The sequence below is a fragment of the Streptomyces sp. NPDC046925 genome (genome assembly GCF_040644915.1).
GTDB lineage: Bacteria > Actinomycetota > Actinomycetes > Streptomycetales > Streptomycetaceae > Streptomyces.
This window is the reverse complement of the sequence record NZ_JBEYWZ010000003.1, coordinates 368211-389555: the sequence shown is the minus strand read 5'-3', so window position 1 is coordinate 389555 and position 21345 is coordinate 368211. Positions and strand designations below refer to the sequence as shown.

Below are 21345 nucleotides of genomic sequence, written 5' to 3'. Positions count from 1 at the left end.
ACGCGTCGTGCGTGCCGTACGCCTCGTGCCCGTGGTCCCGACGGACCGGTCGCCGCTCATCCCCAGCCCCCGGTCGTCGTCCCCGCCGCCGGGGCCGGGCCCGAGCTCGTACGCATGTGGTCCGCCTGCTTCCACAGGTCCACCAGGGCGACCCCCGGAGGCACCGCCACGGCCGTCCAGCCCGCCTCGCGCAGCATCCGGATCCGCTCCTCGCCGGGGCCGGGGGCGCCGCCGGGGCCCTGGGCCCAGGCCGTGCTGTCCAGGACGAAGGCGACCGCGGCCCCGCTGCGCTGCCGCATCTTGGCGGCCACCGTGGCCTGCTCCTCGTCGAGGTCGCCGAGGAAGGCGATGAGCAGCCCTTCGTTGCCCCCGCGCAGGACGTCGTAGGCGGGGGAGAGCCCCGCGCCGTCCGAGTGGTCGATCACCGCGAGGGTGTCCATCATCAGTCCCGCCGCGTCGGCCGACTCCTGGCTCGCGCCCGCGAACCCGTCCGAGCCCTCGCCGGGCACGGAGTTGCCGGTGTCGGTGAGCAGCCGTACCGAGAAGCCCCGTTCCAGCATGTGCACCAGGGCGGACGCCGTGCCCGACACCGCCCACTCGAAGGCCGAGTCGGGCCCCGCGCCCCGGAAGGCGTGTGCCCGGGTGTCCAGGAGCACCGTGCAGCGGGCCCGCTGCGGCTGCTCCTCGCGGCGCACCATCAGCTCGCCGTAGCGGGCCGTGGAGCGCCAGTGGACGCGGCGCAGGTCGTCGCCGTGGCGGTAGCCCCGCGGGATCACGTCGTCCTCGCCCGCGAGGGCGAGGGAGCGGTTGCGCCCGTCGCCGTACCCCTTGGCCTCCCCGGACAGACGCACCGCGGGCAGTGCCTCCACGCGCGGGATGACCGTCAGGGTGTCGTACGTCGAGAAGGAGCGGGTCAGCTCGCACATCCCGAAGGGATCCGTCAGGCGCAGCTGGAGCGGCCCGAGCGGATAGCGGCCCCGCAGGTCCGAGCGGACGCGGTAGGACACCTCGCGGCGGCCCCCCGCCTCCACCCGGTCGAGCACGAACCGGGGCCGCGGCCCCAGGACGTAGGGCACCCGGTCCTGGAGCATCAGGAGGCCCGTGGGCAGCCGGGAGACGTTGTCCATCCGCAGATGGACGCGGGCCTCCGAACCGGCGGGCACGCGCGCGGGGGAGAGCCTGCGGCTGCCCGCGACGCGGTAGCGGGTGCGGTAGAGCACCGTCGCGCACACCAGCGGGAGCACGGCGAGCAGCAGCCCGACCCGGAGCAGATCGCTCTGCCCCAGGACGTACGCGCAGATGGCGGCGGCGACCCCGGCCGCCAGGAACGAACGCCCGCGCGTGGTCAGGCCCGCAAGGGCGGTCCGCAGTCCGCCCTTGCCCTCCTCGGCCTGCGCGGGCTGCGGCCCCCCGGCCTCCATCACAGCCTCCGTGCGCCGGGCGGCTGCTGGTTGAAGTAACCGGTGTTCGGCTGGGCGGCGGCCGGTACGGGCGTGCGCTGGAGGATCTCCAGGACGACCGACTCGGCCGTACGCCGGTTCAACTGGGCCTGTGCCGTGGGCAGCAGCCGGTGCGCGAGCACCGCCACGGCGAGGGCCTGAACGTCGTCCGGCAGCGCGAACTCGCGGCCGCTGAGCGCGGCGGAGGCCTTGGCGGCGCGGAGCAGGTGCAGTGTCGCGCGCGGGGACGCCCCGAGTCTCAGCTCGGGGTGGTTGCGGGTCGCCGCGACCAGGTCCACGGCGTAGCGCCGCACGGAGTCGGCGACGTGGACCGTGCGGACCGCGTCGATGAGCTTCACGATGTCGTGCGCGTGCGCCACCGGCTGGAGGTCGTCCAGCGGCGAGACACCGCCGTGCACGTCCAGCATCTGCAACTCGGCCTCCGCGTTCGGATAGCCGATCGAGACGCGCGCCATGAAGCGGTCGCGCTGCGCCTCGGGCAGCGGATAGGTCCCCTCCATCTCGACGGGGTTCTGCGTCGCGACCACCATGAAGGGGCTCGGCAGTTCGTACGTCTGTCCGTCGATGGTGACCTGGCGCTCCTCCATGGACTCCAGGAGCGCGGACTGCGTCTTGGGAGACGCGCGGTTGATCTCGTCGCCGATCACGATCTGCGCGAAGATCGCGCCGGGCTTGAACTCGAAGTCCCGGCGCTGCTGGTCGAAAATGGACACACCGGTGATGTCCGACGGCAGCAGATCCGGCGTGAACTGGATGCGCCGCACGGAGCAGTCGATGGACCGCGCGAGCGCTTTGGCGAGCATGGTCTTGCCCACGCCCGGTACATCTTCGATCAGCAAGTGCCCCTCGGCGAGGAGCACGGTCAGCGAAAGCCGTACGACCTCTGGCTTGCCTTCGATCACACCCTCGACCGACCTGCGGACACGCTCCGCTGTGGCGGTCAGATCTGTGAGGCTCGCTCGATCGTCATAGGTCGTCACCCGGCCCTCCTCGGACACGTTCTCCGGGCCGACGCACGTGTGTGCGGCCCGGCCCACCCCGAAACACGGACACCGCGCCCGAATGGTTCAGCGCGATGCCACACCCGCATTCTTGTTGGGCATACCGGGTTGTGTCACTCGCCCGCGGATAACTGGCGGCGATATGTCGGGTCTTGCGGGCTTTTGGCGGCCGGGCCGGACCGGAAAGGTCCGGTCCGCAGCCGGTCACGCAGGGTCGATCTCCCGCAGCAGGCCCGTGGTGACATCGAAGACGAATCCCCGCACATCGTCCGTGTGCAGAAGGAACGGCGAGGTCCGCACGCGCTGCATCGACTGCCGCACGTCCTGATCGACGTCGCGGAAGGCCTCCACCGCCCAGGCGGGCCGCTGGCCGACCTCGAGTTCGAGATCGTGCCGGAACTCCTCGGTGATGCTCTCCAGACCGCACTTGGTGTGGTGGATCAGCACGACGCTGCGCGTGCCGAGGGCGCGCTGGCTGATCGTCAGGGAGCGCATGACGTCGTCGGTGACCACGCCGCCCGCGTTGCGGATGGTGTGGCAGTCACCCAGTTCCAGGCCGAGCGCGGCGTGCAGGTCGATACGGGCGTCCATGCAGGACACCACCGCCACGCCCAGGACGGGCCGGGCGTCCATGCCGGGGTCGGTGAAGCCCTCGGCGTAGCGCCGGTTGGCTTCGACGAGGCGGTCCGTGACGGTGCCGCCGGCGGCTATGCCACCCGGCTCGGCGGGGAAGCTGTCCGTGGGGGATGCGGAAGTCGACATGGCTATGACGGTAGTCGGAGCTGATCGCCGGGGCCCGCTGTGAGAAGGGACAAAGAACGTCAATGAGTCTTGTTGTGAGCTAACCCACAGGGGTGGACGGGATGCCCCCGAACGGGTGACGGAGCACGATTCGGGACTCCTTCGAGGACCCGTCCGCGACGCGCAGGCCAGTTGATTGACCGGGCGACAGGGTGGACTAAAGTGACGCGAAGTGGGAGGGCCGTGACCTGCTCCCCGCTGGACTGTTCACCCGGGGATTTTCTGAGTCCCCCGCGTACGCGGCGCGTACGTACGGCTCGGCCTCCTCCCGCTCCCGGTCGGCTGACGCCACTTCCCCGGCGCCAGCAGGCCATTCCCCTTCGAGAGCGGGCGGGGACCCGGCCGTGCGTGTGACGCCGCGCCGGATTTGAGAGGGCCCTTTGAGCCAGACCCGACACGTCCCGGTGATGCTCCAGCGATGCCTGGACCTGTTGGCCCCCGCGCTCGCCCAGCCGGGCGCGGTCGTCGTCGACTGCACCCTCGGACTCGGCGGCCACAGCGAGGCCCTGCTGTCCACCTTCCCGTCGGCCCGCCTCATCGGCCTCGACCGCGACAAGGAGGCGCTGCGGCTCTCCGGAGAGCGGCTCGCGCCCTTCGGCGACCGGGCCGAGCTGGTGCACGCGGTCTACGACGAGCTGCCGGAGGTCCTGGACCGGCTCGGCATTCCGAAGGTCCAGGGCGTCCTCTTCGACCTCGGCGTCTCCTCCATGCAACTCGACGAGGCCGACCGCGGGTTCGCCTACGCGCAGGACGCGCCCCTCGACATGCGCATGGACCAGACGACCGGGGTCAGCGCGGCCGAGGTCCTCAACACGTACGCACCGGGCGAACTGGTCCGGATCCTGCGCCAGTACGGCGAGGAGAAGCAGGCCAAGCGGATCGTGGGCGCCATCGTGCGCGAGCGCGAGAAGGAGCCGTTCAGCAACAGCGCACGGCTCGTCGAGCTGATCCGCGACTCGCTGCCGCAGGCCGCCAAGCGCACCGGCGGCAACCCCGCCAAGCGCACCTTCCAGGCCCTGCGCATCGAGGTCAACGGCGAGCTGAGCGTCCTGGAGGAGGCCATCCCGGCGGCCGTGAAGGCGCTCGCCGTCGACGGCCGCATCGCCGTCCTGTCGTACCACTCGCTAGAGGACCGCCTGGTCAAGCAGGTGCTCGCGGCCGGCGCCGCGACCACCGCGCCGCCCGGCCTGCCCGTCGTCCCCGAGCGCTACCAGCCCCGCCTCAAGCTGCTCACACGCGGCGCGGAACTCCCCACCGAGGAAGAGATCGCCGAGAACCGCCGGGCCGCCCCGGCACGGCTGCGGGGTGCGCAGCGCATCCGCGAGGAGGCCCCATGAGCAAGAAGCCCGAGCTGCGCGGACGGGCCGCCCGGCTCGCGCGGCTCCTTCCCTCGGGGCCGAACCAGGCCGCCCGCACGCCCTTCGTACTGCTCGTCGTGCTGCTGCTCGGCGGCGGTCTGATCGGCCTGCTGATCCTGAACTCCTCGCTCAACGAAGGCTCGTTCCAGCTGAGCGAGCTCAAGAAGGAGACGACGGAGCTCACCGACCAGGAGCAGGAACTCCAGCGGGACGTGGACGCCTACGCCGCTCCCGAGGCACTCCAGCGCCGCGCACAGGAACTCGGCATGGTGCCGGGCGGCGACCCGGCCTTCCTGAACCCGGACGGCACCGTGCGCGGTGTTCCCGGAGCCGCCGCCAAGTCCTCCTTCGTGCGGCCCGAGCCGCGGCCGCAGGAGGTGGCCTCCCCGGCGCCCTCGGTCTCGATCCCGGTGCCGCCCTCCTCGCCCCCGCCGACGCCGCCCCCGGGCCCCTCGGCGGCCCCCGCAGTGCCCACAGCCCCCTCAGGGGCCCCCGCAGCGCCTTCAGAGGCCCCGACCGTGCCCCTCCCCTCCGCGAAGCCCGGCCCCTCGACCTCCGGCAGGTGACGTAAGTGACGGACCGCCAACCCCCGCGACGCAGGGTCCCGGCACCCGCGCGGCCCTCGCGCCCCGCACGCCCCGGCCAGCAGCGCCGCCCGGGATCGGGGGCCCGCCCCGCGGCCCGCCGCCCGCGCCCCGCCGCCTCCAAGGCCCGCACGATCCGGCTCGGCAGCCCGCGGCCCCGTCTGCGCATGGTGAGCCTGGGCCTGACCCTGGTGATGCTGGCCTTCGTCGTACGCCTCCTCCAGGTGCAGGCGGTCGACGCGAGCGTCTACACCACCAAGGCGGAGAAGAACCGCTACTTCAGCCATGTCCTGACCGCCGAGCGCGGCGGCATCACCGACCGCAGAGGCGTCGAACTGGCCGCCAGCGTGGACGCGTACGACATCACGGCCGACCCGACGATGTTCACGCCGAAGGAGATGGGCATCAAGGACGGGCCCGAGCAGGCCGCCGCGCTCCTCGGCCCGATCCTCGACAAGGACGTCGACCGGCTCACCGAACAGCTCAAGACCCCCAAGACGCGCTACGTCCTGCTCGCCCGCCGGCAGACCCCGCAGGTCTGGAAGCAGATCAAGGACCTGCGCGGCGCGCTCGAGGACAAGGCGCAGACCGACAAGAAGAGCGCCAACGTCCTCGCGGGCGTCTTCCAGGACCCCAGCAGCAAGCGCGTGTACCCGAACGACACCCTGGGCGCCGGGATACTGGGCTGGGTCAACGCCGAGGGCAAGGGCGCGGGCGGTGTCGAGCAGCAGCTCGACAAGGAGCTCGCGGGCAAGGACGGCAAGATCAGGTACGCCCAGTCGGGCGGCCACCAGGTGCCGACCGCGGGCAGCACGGAGACGCCCGCGGTGCCCGGCTCGGACGTCGAGCTGACCATCGACCGCGACATCCAGTGGGCCGCGCAGAGCGCGATCTCCGAGCAGGTGAAGAAGTCCCGGGCGGATCGCGGCTACGTGATAGTGCAGGACACCGAGACCGGCCAGATCCTCGCGATGGCGAACTCGCCGGGCTTCGACCCGAACGACCTCTCGCAGGCCGACGGCACGGCCCTTGGCAACGCCTCGCTCCAGGACGCCTTCGAGCCGGGTTCGACCGCCAAGGTCATGTCGATGGCCGCCGTCCTCGAGGAGAACGCGGCCACACCCGGCACGCATGTGACGGTCCCCAACCGGCTGCACCGCGGCGACCGGCTCTTCCAGGACGACATCGACCACCCGACCTGGCACCTCACGCTCAACGGCGTGCTCGCCAAGTCCAGCAACATCGGCACGATCCTGGCCACCGGCGAGCTGGGCAAGACCCAGCGCGAGGCCAACAGGTCGCTCTACTCGTACCTGCGGAAGTTCGGCATCGGCAGGGAGACCGGGCTCGGTTTCCCCGGCGAGACGTCCGGCATCCTCGCGAAGTCCGACAAATGGTCCACCTCGCAGCAGTACACGATCCCGTTCGGCCAGGGCTTCTCGATCAACGCCATGCAGGCGGCCTCCGTCTACTCGACCATCGCCAACGACGGCGTACGCGTCGCGCCCACGCTGGTGCGCGGCATAAAGGGTCCCGACGGCCGCTTCACGCCCGCGAAGAAGCCCAAGAAGACCCGTGTGGTCAGCGCGAAGACCGCCAAGACGGTGGCGCACATGCTCGAGTCCGTCGTCGACGACGAAGAGGGCACGGGCACCAAGGCCCGCATCCCCGGCTACCGGATCGCGGGCAAGACGGGTACGGCCAACCGGGTCGACCCTCAGACCGGCAAGTACAAGGGCTACACCTCGTCGTTCGCCGGGTTCGCGCCCGCCGACAAACCGCGCGTCACCGTCTACTGCGCGATCCAGAACGCCACCAAGGGCAGCTACTTCGGCGGCCAGATCTGCGGTCCCATCTACAAGGAAGTCATGCAGTTCGCCCTCAAGACGCTCCAGGTCCCGCCCACCGGCAAGGGTGCGGCCAGGCTGCCCGTCACCTTCGAACCCTGAGCCCCGCAAGCCCTGAGCCCTACCAGGACAAACCCGTGACAACGATCACTCCGGCGCCGGGGAACCAGCCCCCGCCACACCGCCCGCTTCGCCCTGAGCCCGGTGAGCCCGGTACGCTCACCGCCGTGCCACACGCTGATCAGTCCCAAACCACCCAGAAGGGCGTTCCCGTGACATATCCGGGGCCGCCGCGGCCGGTCCAGGTCTCCGCGACGCCGCTCGCCACGATCGCCGATCAGCTGGGGGTCGCCGCCCCGGGCACGGGGGAGGTCAGCGGCATCACGCACGACTCCCGCGCCGTGCGCCCCGGCGACATCTATGCCGCGCTGCCCGGCGCCCGGCTGCACGGCGCCGACTTCGTCGCGCAGGCGGCCGATCTCGGCGCCGCCGCGATCCTCACCGACCCGACGGGCGCCGAACGCGCCTCGGTCACGGGCCTGCCGGTCCTCGTCGTGCCCGCGCCGCGCGACTCCATGGGGGAGCTCGCGGCCACGATCTACGGCCATCCGGGGCGCGATCTCCTGCAGATCGGCATCACCGGAACGTCCGGCAAGACCACCACGGCGTATCTCGTCGAGGGCGGCCTCAAGGGCGTACGGGCGACCGGCCTCATCGGCACGGTCGAGATGCGCATCGGCGAGGAGCGCATCAAGTCCGAACGCACGACCCCCGAGGCGACCGACCTCCAGGCGCTGTTCGCGGTGATGCGCGAGCGCGGCGTCGACGCCGTCGTCATGGAGGTCTCCAGTCACGCCCTCGTGCTCGGCCGGGTGGACGGCTGCGTCTTCGACGTCGCCGTCTTCAACAACCTCAGCCCGGAGCACATGGAGTTCCACTCCGACATGGAGGACTACTTCCAGGCCAAGGCGCAGCTGTTCACCAAACAGCGCTCCCGGCTCGGAGTGGTCAACTTCGACGACGAGTACGGCCGCAGGCTCATCACCGAGTCCGAGGTCCCCGTCACCACCTTCTCCGCCGAGGGACACCCCGACGCGGACTGGCGGGCCGAGGACGTCGAGGTCATGGCGTTCGACTCCACGTTCGTCGCGGTCGGCCCGAAGGGGGAGCGGATCACCGCGCGGTCCCCGCTGGCCGGTCCCTTCAACGTCGCCAACACGCTCGCCGCGATCGTCTCGCTCGCCGTCGCCGGGATCGATCCCCAGCAGGCCGCCGACGGCGTCGCGGCGGTGCCGGGCGTTCCGGGCCGCCTGGAGCGCATCGACGAGGGCCAGCCCTATCTCGCCGTCGTCGACTACGCCCACAAGACGGACGCCGTCGAATCGGTCCTGCGCGCCCTGCGCAAGGTCACCGAGAACAAGCTGCACATCGTGCTCGGCTGCGGCGGCGACCGGGACAAGACCAAGCGGATGCCGATGGGCGCCGCGGCGGCACGGCTCGCCGACACCGCCGTACTGACCGCCGACAACCCCCGCGGCGAGGACCCCCTCGCGATCCTCGCCACGATGCTCGCCGGCGCCGCCGACGTGCCGATCCACGAGCGCGGCGACGTCGCCGTCTTCGAGGACCGCGCCACCGCCATCCGCGCCGCCGTCGCCAGGGCCGAGCCGGGCGACACGGTGCTCGTCGCGGGCAAGGGCCACGAGCAGGGGCAGGACATCGCCGGGGTGGTACGTCCCTTCGACGACCGCCAGGTACTTCGCGAAGCTATCCAGCAAACCCAGGGATGAATCTGTGATCGCCCTCTCCCTCGCCGAGATCGCCACCGTCGTCGGCGGGCAGACCTACGACATACCGGATCCGTCCGTCCAGGTCACCGGACCGGTCGTCAGGGACTCCCGAGAAGTGGAGCCCGGCAGCCTCTTCGTCGCCTTCGCGGGCGAGCGCGTCGACGGCCACGACTACGCCTCCGCCGTGGTCGAAGCAGGCGCCGCCGCCGTCCTGGCCTCGCGCCCCGTCGGCGTGCCCGCCATCGTCGTCGACGACGTGCAGGCGGCCCTCGGAGCCCTGGCGCGGCACGTCGTGGAGCGGCTCGGCGCGACCCTCGTCGCGCTCACCGGCTCCGTCGGCAAGACCAGCTCCAAGGACCTGCTCGCCCAGGTCCTGCGGAGCAAGGCGCCCACGGTCTTCACGCCCGGCTCGCTCAACAACGAGATCGGCCTGCCGCTCACCGCCCTCAGCGCCACCGACGAGACGCAGTTCCTCGTCCTGGAGATGGGCGCCCGCGGCATCGGCCACATCCGCTACCTCACCGGCCTCACCCCGCCGAAGATCGGCCTCGTGCTCAACGTCGGCACCGCCCACATCGGCGAGTTCGGCGGACGCGAGCAGATCGCAGTGGCGAAGGGTGAACTCGTCGAGAGCCTGCCCGCCGACGGCACCGCCGTCCTCAACGCCGACGACCCGCTCGTCCGCGCCATGGCTTCACGCACGAAGGCGCGCGTCCTGCTCTTCGGAGAGTCCGCCGACGCCGACGTACGTGCCGAGAATGTCCGGCTCACCGACAACGGACAGCCTGCTTTTACGCTGCACACACCCTCCGGGTGCAGCGACGTGACCTTGCGGCTGTACGGTGAGCACCACGTGTCGAACGCGCTTGCCGCGGCCGCCGTCGCCCATGAGCTGGGCATGTCCGCAGACGAGATCGCCCGCGCGCTCTCCGATGCGGGCACGCTGTCCCGCTGGCGGATGGAGGTCACCGAGCGCCCGGACGGCGTGACGGTCGTCAACGACGCCTACAACGCGAACCCCGAGTCCATGCGAGCCGCCCTGCGTGCGCTCGCGGCCATGGCCAAGGGACGTCGTACGTGGGCGGTGCTCGGTCATATGGCCGAGCTCGGTGACGAGGGGCTCGCCGAACACGACGCGGTCGGACGGCTCGCTGTCCGGCTGAACGTGAGCAAGCTCGTGGCAGTCGGGGGCAGGGAAGCGTCCTGGCTCCAACTGGGCGCATACAACGAGGGTTCGTGGGGTGAGGAGTCGGTGCACGTGTCCGACGCACAGGCGGCGATCGACCTGTTGCGCAGCGAGCTGCGCCCGGGAGACGTCGTGCTGGTGAAGGCTTCCAGATCGGTCGGTCTCGAGCGGGTCGCCACGGCCCTGCTCGATGACTCCGCGTCGTCCGAGGGGCAGGTCGCCGGCCGATGAGGCAGATCCTCTTCGCGGGTGTGATCGGGCTCTTCCTGACCCTGGTCGGAACCCCGCTCCTTATCAAGTTCCTTGCCCGCAAGGGCTATGGGCAGTTCATCCGGGACGACGGCCCGCGCGAGCACCACAGCAAGCGCGGTACGCCGACCATGGGTGGTATCGCCTTCATCCTGGCCACGCTCATCGCGTACTTCCTCACGAAGATCATCACGGGTACGGAGACGACGCTCTCCGGCCTGCTCGTGCTCTTCCTGATGGCGGGCATGGGCCTCGTCGGCTTCCTCGACGACTACATCAAGATCGTCAAGCAGCGTTCGCTCGGCCTGCGCGCCAAGGCGAAGATGGCCGGACAGCTGATCGTCGGCATCGGCTTCGCCGTGCTCGCGCTGAACTGGCCGGACAACCGCAACCAGACCCCGGCCTCCACCAAGCTGTCGTTCGTCACGGACTTCGGCTGGTCGATCGGCCCGGTGCTCTTCGTCGTCTGGGCGCTGTTCATGATCCTCGCGATGTCGAACGGCGTGAACCTCACCGACGGTCTCGACGGCCTCGCCACGGGCGCCTCGGTGATGGTCTTCGGCGCGTACACCTTCATCGGTGTCTGGCAGTACCAGGAGTCCTGCGCCAACGCGGTCACGCTGACCAACCCGCAGGCGTGTTTCGAGGTCAGAGACCCACTCGACCTGGCTGTCGTGGCCTCCGCCCTGATGGGTGCCTGCTTCGGCTTCCTGTGGTGGAACACCTCGCCCGCCAAGATCTTCATGGGTGACACCGGTTCGCTCGCCCTCGGCGGAGCGCTCGCCGGACTCGCGATCTGCTCGCGCACCGAGATGCTCCTCGCCCTGCTCGGCGGCCTCTTCGTCCTCATCACGATGTCGGTCGTCATCCAGGTCGGCTCCTTCCGGCTGACCGGGAAGCGCGTCTTCCGCATGGCACCGCTGCAACACCACTTCGAACTCAAGGGGTGGTCCGAAGTCCTTGTGGTGGTCCGCTTCTGGATCATCCAGGGCATGTGCGTGATCGTCGGACTCGGCCTCTTCTACGCAGGATGGGCAGCCAAGAAGTAATGACTTGGGCAGGAAAGAACGTCACTGTCGCGGGGCTCGGCGTCTCGGGCATCCCGGCGGCCCGCGTGCTGCACGGCCTCGGAGCCGTCGTCACCGTCGTCAACGAAGGCGACGACGAGCGCTCCCGCACGCAGGCCGCCGACCTCGAGGCCCTGGGCGTCACCGTCCGCCTCGGTGACGGAGACACCCTGCCCGAAGGCACCGAACTCGTCGTCACCACGCCCGGCTGGAAGCCCGGCAAGCCGCTCTTCGCGGCCGCCGCGGCAGCCGGCGTCGAGGTGTGGGGCGACGTCGAGCTCGCCTGGCGCCTGCGCGGCCCCGACGCCGCGCCGTGGCTCGCGGTCACCGGCACGAACGGCAAGACCACGACCGTACGGATGCTGGCCTCGATCCTTCAGGCGGCGGGCCTGCGTACCGCCGCCGTCGGCAACATCGGGGTCTCGCTCCTCGACGTCGTCACCGGCGACGACACGTATGACGTCCTCGCCGTCGAGCTCTCCAGCTACCAGCTGCACTGGGCGCCCTCGCTGCGCGCCCACTCCGCGGCCGTCCTGAACCTCGCGCCCGACCACCTGGACTGGCACGGCTCCATGGAGGCGTACGCCGCCGACAAGGGCCGCGTCTACGAGGGCAATCAGATCGCCTGCGTCTACAACACGGCCGACAAGGCGACCGAGGACCTGGTCCGCGAGGCCGACGTCGAAGAGGGCTGCCGCGCCATCGGTTTCACGCTGAATGCGCCCGCGCCCTCGCAACTGGGCGTCGTGGACGGCATTCTGGTCGACCGTGCCTTCGTGCCGGACCGCCAGAAGCAGGCGCAGGAGCTCGCCGAGATCTCCGACGTGCAGCCGCCCGCCCCGCACAACATCGCCAACGCCCTGGCCGCGGCCGCTCTCGCGCGCGCCTACGGAGTGCCCGCGACGGCCGTACGCGACGGTCTGCGCGCCTTCCGTCCGGACGCCCACCGCATCGAACACGTCGCCGACGTGGCCGAAGTGGCGTACGTCGACGACTCCAAGGCCACCAACACCCACGCCGCGGAAGCCTCGTTGGCGGCGTACGAATCGATCGTCTGGATCGCGGGCGGGCTCGCCAAGGGCGCCACCTTCGACGAGCTCGTCGCCAAGTCGGCGAAGCGGCTGAGGGCCGTCGTCCTGATCGGCGCAGACCGCGCGCTGATCCGCGAAGCCCTCGCGCGACACGCCCCCGAGGTCCCGGTCGTCGACCTCGACCGGACGGACACTGGGGCGATGTCCGAGGCGGTACGGCAGGCGGCACGGCTCGCCGAGCCGGGGGACACCGTACTGATGGCTCCGGCCTGTGCCTCGATGGACATGTTCACCAACTACAACAAGCGTGGTGACGCGTTCGCGGACGCGGTCCGCGAACTCGGCGCGAGCGCCTGACGCGGGCCCCTGTGGTCCGGGGGCGCCCGGCACACCCTTAGGAGGGCACGTGGCAGCGTCGTGGTGTCTTGACGGGGGCCTCGATGGCCGGCAGTAGCGGACGCGCGCCCACGCGCCTCGCCAGGCGGCCCGCACCGGTCCGTCCCGCGCGCGTACCGCGCCCGCCGAGCGAGAACGCGGTACGGCGGTTCCACACCCGGCTCAAGCGCGCCTGGGACCGGCCGCTGACCGCCTATTACCTCATCCTCGGCAGCAGCCTGCTGATCACCGTGCTCGGCCTGGTGATGGTCTACTCGGCGTCCATGATCCAGGCGCTGCAGCTGGACCTGCCCGCCGCGTACTTCTTCCGCAAGCAGTTCACCGCGGCCGTACTCGGGTCGATCCTGCTGTTCGTGGCCATGCGGATGCCGCTCAAGCTGCACCGGGCACTCGCCTATCCCATCCTCGCGGTGACCGTCTTCCTGATGGTGCTCGTGCAGGTCCCCGGGATAGGGCGCAGCGTCAACGGAAACCAGAACTGGATCTATCTGGGCGGTCCGTTCCAGCTCCAGCCGAGCGAGTTCGCCAAGCTCGCCCTCGTCCTGTGGGGCGCGGACCTGCTCGCCCGCAAACAGGACAAGCGGCTGCTCACCCAGTGGAAGCACATGCTGGTGCCGCTCGTCCCGGTCGCCTTCATGCTGCTCGGACTGATCATGCTGGGCGGCGACATGGGCACGGCGATCATTCTCACGGCGATCCTTTTCGGCCTGCTCTGGCTCGCGGGTGCGCCGACGCGGCTCTTCGCCGGAGTGCTCTCCATCGCCGCCCTGCTCGGCGTGATCCTCATCAAGACGAGCCCCAACCGCATGGCGAGGCTCGCCTGCATCGGCGCCACGGATCCGGGCCCCGGCGACCAGTGCTGGCAGGCCGTGCACGGTATCTACGCCCTGGCCTCCGGCGGATTCTTCGGTTCCGGCCTCGGCGCGAGTGTGGAAAAATGGGGTCAACTGCCGGAACCGCACACCGACTTCATCTTCGCCATCACGGGGGAGGAACTCGGCCTGGCGGGGACGCTGTCGGTGCTCGCCCTGTTCGCGGCTCTAGGCTATGCGGGTATCCGCGTGGCCGGACGCACGGAGGACCCCTTCGTACGGTATGCCGCGGGAGGCGTGACCACCTGGATCACGGCGCAGGCCGTGATCAACGTCGGTGCGGTGCTCGGTCTGCTGCCGATCGCCGGTGTCCCGCTCCCGCTGTTCTCCTACGGGGGCTCCGCCCTGCTGCCGACCATGTTCGCCATCGGACTCCTCATCGCCTTCGCGCGGGAGGACCCGGCGGCAAAGGCGGCCCTGGCCATGCGGCAACCTCGGGTGAGATGGAACACGATGAGACGGCGCGTCAAGGCGCGTTCGTCCGGAGAGCGGTGAATTTCGGTGCATGTCGTACTCGCCGGTGGGGGGACCGCCGGCCACATCGAGCCCGCGCTCGCCCTCGCGGACGCCCTGCGTAGGCAGGACCCGACCGTGGGCATCACGGCCCTGGGCACGGAGCGCGGACTCGAGACCCGGCTCGTGCCCGAGCGGGGCTACGAACTCGCGCTGATCCCGGCCGTACCGCTGCCGCGCAAGCCCACCCCCGAGCTGATCACCGTGCCGGGACGGCTGCGCGGCACGATCAAGGCGGCCGAGCAGATCCTGGAGCGCACCAAGGCGGACTGCGTGGTCGGCTTCGGCGGCTATGTCGCGCTGCCGGGCTACCTCGCGGCCAAGCGGACCGGGACGCCGATCGTCGTGCACGAGGCCAACGCGCGCCCCGGCCTCGCCAACAAGATCGGTTCGCGGTACGCCGCCGGGGTGGCCGTCGCCACGCCCGACAGCAAGCTGCGCAACTCCCGCTACATCGGCATCCCGCTGCGCCACACCATCGCCACGCTCGACCGGGCCAGGGTCCGCCCGGAGGCGCGCGCCGCCTTCGGCCTCGACCCGAACCTGCCGACGCTGCTGGTCTCCGGCGGTTCGCAGGGCGCGCGGCGCCTCAACGAGGTCGTCCAGCAGGTCGCTCCGGTCCTCCAGCGCGCCGGAATCCAGATCCTGCACGCGGTCGGCCCGAAGAACGAAATGCCGTACGTCGAGAACATGCCCGGTATGCCGCCCTACATCCCGGTACCGTACGTGGACCGGATGGACCTCGCGTACGCCGCGGCGGACATGATGCTCTGCCGCGCGGGCGCGATGACCGTCGCCGAACTCTCCGCCGTCGGGCTGCCGGCCGCCTACGTCCCGCTGCCCATCGGCAACGGCGAACAGCGGCTGAACGCCCAGCCGGTGGTCAAGGCGGGCGGCGGACTCCTGGTGGACGACGCCGAACTGACGCCCGAGTGGGTGCAGGGCAACGTACTCCCGGTGCTCGCCGACCCGCACCGGCTGTACGAGATGTCCCGTGCCGCCTCGGAGTTCGGCCGCCGGGATGCCGACGACCTGCTCGTCGGCATGGTGTACGAGGCGATCGCGTCGCGCCGCAACGGGTGAGACGGCACAGATAGGCACACAGAAGGCAGGGGACCGTGGCCGGACCGACCACCGCCGAACGGCAGAAGTCTGCTTCTGGTGGGTCCCGCCCGCCCCGCCCTCCCGGCCTGCTGCGCTCCCGCGTACGCAGGCCGCGGCCGCGCACCCTGATCCTCTCGCTGATCGCGCTCGTGCTGCTCGGCTCCGGAGGCGTCTGGCTGCTCTACGGCTCGCAGTGGCTGCGCGTGGAGCGCGTGACGGTTTCGGGGACCGGGATCCTGACGCCCGAAGAGGTGCGCGAAGCAGCGGCGGCCCCCATCGGGGCGCCGCTGATTTCGGTCGACACCGATGCTCTCGAGGACCGGCTGCGCAAGAAACTCCGGCGTATCGACTCGGTCGACGTCGAGCGTTCCTGGCCACACGAAATCGGTCTCAAGGTGACCGAACGCAAGCCCGTTCTGCTTATCGAAAAGGGCGGAAAGTTCGTCGAAGTGGACGCCAAGGGAGTGCGATTCGCCACGGTCGGACAGGCGCCGAAGGGTGTTCCGCTCCTGGAATTGACGCCTGACCGGGAGAACGCGGCATCGAGCCTGCGCCGTTTCGACTCGCACCGCCTGCGGCGCGAGTCGGTAAGTGTCGCGGGTGCGCTTCCGGCCGCGGTGGCCCGCGATACACGTACCGTCAAGGTCCGTTCATACGACTCGATCTCGCTGGAGTTGAGCGGCGGACGCACCGTAGCGTGGGGCAGCAGCGAGATGGGACGGACGAAGGCAAGCACACTCACCGCCCTGATGAAAGCCGCCCCCAAGGCGCGGCACTTCGACGTGAGTGTCCCCACCGCCCCTGCATCATCGACGAGTTGACGCATATCGTCGCAGGCCAGCACCCTGGTTCGGCAGCGCTACGGCTGATCACATAGGGTGAAAAGAAAAACGGGAGGTTCGGCGTGTTCGTTGAACGTGCGCCACTTGTCGACTTAGTGTCCTGTTCGGAAGAGTCCAAGGAACAGACACACTGGTAACCCTAAACTTCAGCGTTAGGGTTCGGGTCGGCGTTCGGACCGTCCCATTCGGCATCAGTCGTCGCGGCGCTTGACCGCGAGGCGGCGACACGTAACTCGAGGCGAGAGGCCTTCGACGTGGCAGCACCGCAGAACTACCTCGCAGTCATCAAAGTCATCGGTGTCGGCGGCGGTGGTGTCAATGCCATCAACCGGATGATCGAGGTCGGTCTCAAGGGCGTCGAGTTCATCGCCATCAACACCGACGCGCAAGCCCTGTTGATGAGCGACGCCGACGTCAAGCTCGACGTGGGCCGTGAACTCACCCGCGGCCTCGGCGCCGGAGCCAACCCGGCAGTCGGCCGCAAGGCGGCCGAGGACCACCGCGAGGAGATCGAGGAGGTCCTCAAGGGGGCCGACATGGTCTTCGTCACCGCCGGCGAAGGCGGCGGCACCGGCACCGGCGGCGCACCTGTCGTCGCCAACATCGCCCGCTCCCTGGGCGCCCTGACCATCGGCGTCGTCACCCGTCCGTTCACCTTCGAGGGCCGTCGTCGCGCCAACCAGGCCGAGGACGGGATCGCGGAGCTGCGCGAAGAGGTCGACACCCTCATCGTCATCCCCAACGACCGGCTCCTGTCCATCTCGGACCGCCAGGTCAGCGTTCTGGACGCCTTCAAGTCGGCGGACCAGGTCCTGCTCTCCGGTGTCCAGGGCATCACCGACCTCATCACGACGCCGGGTCTGATCAACCTCGACTTCGCCGACGTCAAGTCGGTCATGTCCGAGGCCGGTTCGGCCCTCATGGGCATCGGCTCGGCCCGCGGCGACGACCGCGCGGTGGCCGCGGCCGAGATGGCGATCTCCTCGCCGCTCCTGGAGGCGTCCATCGACGGAGCGCGGGGAGTCCTGCTCTCCATCTCCGGCGGCTCCGACCTCGGCCTCTTCGAGATCAACGAAGCGGCCCAGCTGGTCAGCGAGGCGGCCCACCCCGAGGCGAACATCATCTTCGGCGCCGTCATCGACGACGCCCTGGGCGACGAGGTCCGGGTCACCGTCATCGCGGCGGGCTTCGACGGCGGGCAGCCGCCGTCCAAGCGGGACACCGTCCTCGGTTCGACGCCTGCGTCCAAGCAGCGCGACGAGCAGCCGGCGGCCGCGAGCCGTCCCGCCGAGTCCCGTTCGCCCTACGGCGGCCTCGGCAGCGTCACGCCGCACGAGGAGCCCTCGGCTCCGGAGCCCGTCGAGGTGACTCCGGTCAGCGAGACCCCGTCGGCGCCCGTGGCCCCGCCGCAGGTTCCGCCGGCCCGTCCCTACTCGGACAGCCAGGCCGAAGAGCTGGACGTGCCGGACTTCCTGAAGTGATAAGCGGGCACAGCACTCGGAGCGGCGCGCACTTCGCCTTCACCGACAGGTGGGGCGGGGTGAGCGCCGTTCCGTACGAAGAGCTCAATCTCGGCGGTGCGGTCGGCGACGACCCGCAGGCCGTGCGGAACAACCGCGCGCTGGCCGCCGACTCCCTCGGCATCGGTGCCGAGCGGGTCGTCTGGATGAACCAGGTGCACGGCCCCGACGTCGCCGTGGTCGACGGCCCCTGGGGCTCCGACGACGAGATCCCGGCGGTCGACGCCGTGGTGACCGCCCGCCGGGGCCTTGCCCTCGCGGTGCTCACCGCGGACTGCACGCCCGTCCTGCTCGCGGACCCGGTGGCCAAGGTCGCCGCGGCGGCGCACGCCGGGCGGCCGGGGATGCTGGCGGGGGTCGTCCCCGCCGCGGTCGAGGCGATGGTGAAGCTGGGCGCCGACCCGGCCCGTGTCATCGCCCGCACCGGCCCCGCCGTCTGCGGCCGCTGCTACGAAGTTCCGGAAGCGATGCGCGCCGAGGTCGCCGCGGTCGAGCCCGCGGCGTACGCCGAGACGAGCTGGGGTACGCCGGCGGTCGACGTGACCGCGGGGGTGCACGCCCAGCTGGAGCGGCTCGGGGTGCGCGACCGGGAGCAGTCGTCGGTGTGCACCCTGGAATCCGGTGACCACTTCTCGTACCGCCGCGACCGGACCACCGGTCGTCTCGCGGGCTATGTCTGGCTGGACTGATAGGGCATGACGGACCGTAAGTCTCAACTCGCCGCAAATCTGGCGGAGGTCGAAGAGCGCATCGCCGCGGCGTGCGCGGCGGCCGGGCGCAAGCGCGACGAGGTGACCCTGATCGTGGTCACCAAGACCTATCCCGCGAGCGATGTGCGGATCCTCTCGGATCTCGGCGTGCGCCATGTCGCCGAGAACCGCGACCAGGACGCGGCCCCCAAGGCCGCCGAGTGCTCGGATCTTCCCCTTACTTGGCACTTTGTCGGCCAATTGCAGACCAACAAGGTCCGTTCTGTGGTCGGTTATGCCGATGTGGTCCAGTCCGTGGACCGCCCCAAGCTCGTCACGGCCCTGTCGGCGGGCGCCGTGCGCGCCGAGCGGGAACTCGGCTGTCTGATCCAGGTCGCCCTCGACGCCGAGGAGAACGGACGGGGCGAGCGCGGGGGCGTGGGCCCCGGCGGAATCGAAGAGTTGGCCGGGCTCGTGGCGCAGGCCCCGGGGCTGCGGCTCGACGGTCTGATGACCGTGGCGCCGCTCACCGGTCCGTACGCGGGACGGCAACAGGCGGCGTTCGAGCGGTTGATGGAATTCGCAACCCTCATGCGCGCGGCTCATCCGGCTGCGAACATGGTGTCGGCAGGGATGAGTGCGGACCTCGAACAGGCCGTGGCGGCCGGTGCGACACATGTGCGCGTCGGTACGGCGGTACTCGGAGTCCGACCCGGGCTCGGGTAACGTCGCCAAGAAGTCGGACCACAGCAGAAAATATGGTCATTCTCGCTGTTGGGCGGGGAGGCCTCGTGGATCGCGGGCAGTTGGTGACGACAGCCGATCCACCACAGAGCGGAGGACTCAGAGCATGGCCGGCGCGATGCGCAAGATGGCGGTCTACCTCGGCCTCGTGGAGGACGACGGGTATGACGGTCCGGGGTTCGACCCCGATGACGAGTTCGAACCCGAGCCGGAGCCCGAGCGGGACCGCCGGCGGCACGAGCCGCCCCACCAGTCCCACCAGTCCCGTCAGGCACACGTGTCTGAAAGGGACGAATCGGTACGAGTGGTACAGCCCCCCGCACAGCGTGAGCCGGTCGCCCATTCCGCTTCGCTAGGCGCGGAATCCGGACGTCCGGCACGAATCGCCCCCGTGGCATCTATCACACCTGAACGCCAGAGCCTGGAGAAGAACGCACCGGTGATCATGCCCAAGGTCGTGTCCGAGCGGGAGCCCTACCGCATCACCACGCTGCACCCGCGGACGTACAACGAGGCCCGTACCATCGGGGAACACTTCCGCGAGGGCACTCCGGTGATCATGAATCTGACCGAGATGGACGACACGGATGCGAAGCGACTTGTCGACTTTGCCGCCGGTCTGGTCTTCGGCCTCCATGGCAGCATTGAGCGAGTGACGCAGAAGGTGTTCCTGTTGTCGCCTGCTAACGTCGATGTAACGGCGGAGGACAAGGCTCGCATCGCAGAGGGCGGGTTCTTCAACCAGAGCTGAGACGTAAGTGACGCAGTAACGCAGAACCGGCAAACGCAGCACGAGCAACAGGGGAGAGGGAACCGCCGACATGGGCGTGGTCTTGCAGGTGCTTTACATCGCGCTGATGTGCTTCCTCATCGTGCTGATCTTCCGGTTGGTCATGGACTACGTCTTCCAGTTCGCACGCTCATGGCAACCCGGCAAGGCGATGGTGGTCGTTCTGGAGGCCACCTACACTGTCACTGATCCACCGCTCAAGCTTCTGCGGCGGTTCATTCCGCCGCTGCGTCTCGGGGGCGTGGCGCTCGACCTGTCCTTCTTCGTACTGATGATCATCGTCTACATCCTGATCACCGTCGTGAGCGGCTTGTGAACGATACGGTCTTGCCGAATGCCGACGACTACGTTGAGGTGAAGAGATGCCGTTGACCCCCGAGGACGTGCGGAACAAGCAGTTCACGACCGTCCGCCTCCGAGAAGGCTATGACGAGGACGAGGTCGATGCCTTCCTCGATGAGGTCGAAGCCGAACTGACTCGCTTGCTCCGCGAGAACGAGGACTTGCGCGCCAAACTGGCCGCTGCCACCCGCGCCGCCGCGCAGAACCAGCAGCAGGGCGGTATGCGCAAGCCTCCGGAACCCCAGGACCAGCGCGGTCCGGGAGCACCGGTGCCCGCCGCAATATCGGGCCCGCAGCCGGTGCCGCCGCAGCAGCAGCACCCGCAGCAGCATCCGCAGCACCAGCAGATGGGCGGTCCGCCGCAGCTGCCCGGTGGCGCGCCCCAGCTGCCCGCGGGCCCCAGTGGGCACGGCCCGCAGGGTGGTCCGCAGGGTCCCGGCCCGATGGGTCAGGGCGGTCCGATGGGCGGCCCCATGGGTGGTCCCATGGGCGGCGGTCCCATGGGTGGCCCGCAGATGCCCCAGCCCGGCCAGGGCCCCGGTGGCGACAGCGCCGCACGTGTGCTCTCCCTCGCCCAGCAGACCGCCGACCAGGCGATCGCGGAGGCCCGTTCCGAGGCCAACAAGATCGTCGGCGAGGCCCGCTCGCGCGCCGAAGGCCTTGAGCGTGACGCCCGTGCCAAGGCCGACGCCCTGGAGCGGGACGCGCAGGAGAAGCACCGCGTCGCGATGGGCTCCCTGGAGTCCGCCCGCGCCACGCTCGAGCGCAAGGTCGAGGACCTGCGCGGCTTCGAGCGCGAGTACCGCACGCGTCTGAAGTCGTACCTGGAGTCGCAGCTCCGTCAGCTGGAGACCCAGGCCGACGACTCGCTGGCTCCGCCGCGGACCCCGGCGACGGCTTCCCTTCCGCCGTCCCCGGCGCCTTCCATGGCACCGGCCGGCGCGGGCGCCCCGTCGTACGGCGGCAACCAGTCGATGGGCGGCAACCAGCCCACCGGTGGTCCGTCCTACGGTGGCGGCCAGCAGCAGATGTCGCCGGCGATGACCCAGCCGATGGCGCCGGTGCGGCCGCAGGCCCCGCAGCCCATGCAGCAGGCTCCGTCGCCGATGCGTGGCTTCCTCATCGACGAGGACGACAACTGACGGCCGTTTCCACGCCT

Annotated in this window: 19 protein-coding genes; 16 read left to right on the top strand and 3 right to left on the bottom strand. The window is 70.2% G+C overall.

Going from position 1 to position 21345, the window contains the following annotated elements:
• Positions 1-56: 56 nt before the first annotated feature.
• The 3 genes from ABZ906_RS14985 to ABZ906_RS14975 form a co-directional block, all read right to left on the bottom strand.
• A complete protein-coding gene (locus tag ABZ906_RS14985; protein ID WP_361382019.1) occupies positions 57-1421 on the bottom strand; it encodes a DUF58 domain-containing protein in 1365 nt (454 codons plus the stop codon).
• A complete protein-coding gene (locus ABZ906_RS14980) occupies positions 1421-2440 on the bottom strand; it encodes a MoxR family ATPase (RefSeq protein WP_361188843.1) in 1020 nt (339 codons plus the stop codon). The genes ABZ906_RS14985 and ABZ906_RS14980 overlap by 1 nt, the downstream gene beginning before the upstream one ends.
• A gap of 225 nt (positions 2441-2665) precedes the next feature.
• Positions 2666-3223, bottom strand: a complete 558-nt coding sequence (locus tag ABZ906_RS14975; RefSeq protein WP_361188840.1) for a carbonic anhydrase — start codon at positions 3221-3223, stop codon at positions 2666-2668.
• A 419-nt stretch (positions 3224-3642) separates the two neighbouring features.
• Here ABZ906_RS14975 and rsmH point away from each other — a divergent pair, with 419 nt between their 5' ends.
• The 16 genes from rsmH to ABZ906_RS14895 all read left to right on the top strand — a co-directional run bounded on the left by rsmH (position 3643) and on the right by ABZ906_RS14895 (position 21328).
• Positions 3643-4599: a 16S rRNA (cytosine(1402)-N(4))-methyltransferase RsmH gene (gene rsmH, locus ABZ906_RS14970; protein WP_361382016.1), complete on the top strand. Its 957-nt coding sequence runs from the start codon at positions 3643-3645 to the stop codon at positions 4597-4599.
• A complete protein-coding gene (locus ABZ906_RS14965; RefSeq protein ID WP_361382013.1) occupies positions 4596-5186 on the top strand; it encodes a septum formation initiator family protein in 591 nt (196 codons plus the stop codon). Before rsmH ends, ABZ906_RS14965 begins: the two co-directional genes overlap by 4 nt.
• Before the next feature lie 5 nt (positions 5187-5191).
• Complete coding sequence (locus ABZ906_RS14960) at positions 5192-7153, top strand: penicillin-binding protein 2 (protein WP_361382009.1); 1962 nt, start codon at positions 5192-5194, stop codon at positions 7151-7153.
• Between the two features lie 35 nt (positions 7154-7188).
• On the top strand, positions 7189-8841 hold the full coding sequence (locus tag ABZ906_RS14955; RefSeq protein ID WP_361188829.1) for a UDP-N-acetylmuramoyl-L-alanyl-D-glutamate--2,6-diaminopimelate ligase: 1653 nt from the start codon (positions 7189-7191) through the stop codon (positions 8839-8841).
• Between the two features lie 4 nt (positions 8842-8845).
• Positions 8846-10258: a UDP-N-acetylmuramoyl-tripeptide--D-alanyl-D-alanine ligase gene (gene murF, locus ABZ906_RS14950; protein WP_361188827.1), complete on the top strand. Its 1413-nt coding sequence runs from the start codon at positions 8846-8848 to the stop codon at positions 10256-10258.
• Positions 10255-11325, top strand: coding sequence for a phospho-N-acetylmuramoyl-pentapeptide-transferase (gene mraY, locus ABZ906_RS14945; RefSeq protein ID WP_361188825.1), 1071 nt, complete (start codon positions 10255-10257; stop codon positions 11323-11325). The genes murF and mraY overlap by 4 nt, the downstream gene beginning before the upstream one ends.
• Complete coding sequence (gene murD, locus ABZ906_RS14940; RefSeq protein WP_361188822.1) at positions 11307-12731, top strand: UDP-N-acetylmuramoyl-L-alanine--D-glutamate ligase; 1425 nt, start codon at positions 11307-11309, stop codon at positions 12729-12731. Before mraY ends, murD begins: the two co-directional genes overlap by 19 nt.
• Before the next feature lie 83 nt (positions 12732-12814).
• Positions 12815-14137 carry a putative lipid II flippase FtsW gene (gene ftsW / locus ABZ906_RS14935; RefSeq protein WP_361188820.1) on the top strand — a complete coding sequence of 441 codons (1323 nt, stop codon included), beginning with the start codon at positions 12815-12817 and terminating at the stop codon, positions 14135-14137.
• Between the two features lie 6 nt (positions 14138-14143).
• Positions 14144-15238, top strand: coding sequence for an undecaprenyldiphospho-muramoylpentapeptide beta-N-acetylglucosaminyltransferase (gene murG / locus ABZ906_RS14930; RefSeq protein ID WP_361188817.1), 1095 nt, complete (start codon positions 14144-14146; stop codon positions 15236-15238).
• A gap of 107 nt (positions 15239-15345) precedes the next feature.
• Positions 15346-16080 (top strand): FtsQ-type POTRA domain-containing protein, encoded by a 735-nt coding sequence (locus tag ABZ906_RS14925; RefSeq protein ID WP_361188979.1) that lies wholly within the window; start codon positions 15346-15348, stop codon positions 16078-16080.
• 275 nt (positions 16081-16355) lie between these two features.
• Positions 16356-17582 carry a cell division protein FtsZ gene (gene ftsZ / locus ABZ906_RS14920; protein WP_361188814.1) on the top strand — a complete coding sequence of 409 codons (1227 nt, stop codon included), beginning with the start codon at positions 16356-16358 and terminating at the stop codon, positions 17580-17582.
• A complete protein-coding gene (gene pgeF, locus ABZ906_RS14915; protein WP_361188811.1) occupies positions 17579-18310 on the top strand; it encodes a peptidoglycan editing factor PgeF in 732 nt (243 codons plus the stop codon). The genes ftsZ and pgeF overlap by 4 nt, the downstream gene beginning before the upstream one ends.
• Positions 18311-18316: 6 nt before the next feature.
• Positions 18317-19036 carry a YggS family pyridoxal phosphate-dependent enzyme gene (locus ABZ906_RS14910; RefSeq protein WP_361382006.1) on the top strand — a complete coding sequence of 240 codons (720 nt, stop codon included), beginning with the start codon at positions 18317-18319 and terminating at the stop codon, positions 19034-19036.
• 124 nt (positions 19037-19160) lie between these two features.
• Positions 19161-19805: a cell division protein SepF gene (gene sepF / locus ABZ906_RS14905; protein ID WP_361188807.1), complete on the top strand. Its 645-nt coding sequence runs from the start codon at positions 19161-19163 to the stop codon at positions 19803-19805.
• A gap of 70 nt (positions 19806-19875) precedes the next feature.
• On the top strand, positions 19876-20160 hold the full coding sequence (locus tag ABZ906_RS14900; RefSeq protein ID WP_361188804.1) for a YggT family protein: 285 nt from the start codon (positions 19876-19878) through the stop codon (positions 20158-20160).
• Between the two features lie 46 nt (positions 20161-20206).
• Positions 20207-21328, top strand: a complete 1122-nt coding sequence (locus ABZ906_RS14895; protein WP_361188801.1) for a DivIVA domain-containing protein — start codon at positions 20207-20209, stop codon at positions 21326-21328.
• Positions 21329-21345: the final 17 nt, after the last annotated feature.

Coding starts and splice junctions, on each gene's coding strand:
- mraY (WP_361188825.1), top strand. CDS start 10,255: ATGAGGCAGATCCTCTTCGCGGGTGTGATCGGGCTCTTCCTGACCCTG.
- ABZ906_RS14965 (WP_361382013.1), top strand. CDS start 4,596: ATGAGCAAGAAGCCCGAGCTGCGCGGACGGGCCGCCCGGCTCGCGCGG.
- murD (WP_361188822.1), top strand. CDS start 11,307: ATGGGCAGCCAAGAAGTAATGACTTGGGCAGGAAAGAACGTCACTGTC.
- ABZ906_RS14985 (WP_361382019.1), bottom strand. CDS start 1,421: ATGGAGGCCGGGGGGCCGCAGCCCGCGCAGGCCGAGGAGGGCAAGGGC.
- ABZ906_RS14975 (WP_361188840.1), bottom strand. CDS start 3,223: ATGTCGACTTCCGCATCCCCCACGGACAGCTTCCCCGCCGAGCCGGGT.
- sepF (WP_361188807.1), top strand. CDS start 19,161: ATGGCCGGCGCGATGCGCAAGATGGCGGTCTACCTCGGCCTCGTGGAG.
- ABZ906_RS14910 (WP_361382006.1), top strand. CDS start 18,317: ATGACGGACCGTAAGTCTCAACTCGCCGCAAATCTGGCGGAGGTCGAA.
- ftsW (WP_361188820.1), top strand. CDS start 12,815: ATGGCCGGCAGTAGCGGACGCGCGCCCACGCGCCTCGCCAGGCGGCCC.
- ABZ906_RS14895 (WP_361188801.1), top strand. CDS start 20,207: ATGCCGTTGACCCCCGAGGACGTGCGGAACAAGCAGTTCACGACCGTC.
- ABZ906_RS14900 (WP_361188804.1), top strand. CDS start 19,876: ATGGGCGTGGTCTTGCAGGTGCTTTACATCGCGCTGATGTGCTTCCTC.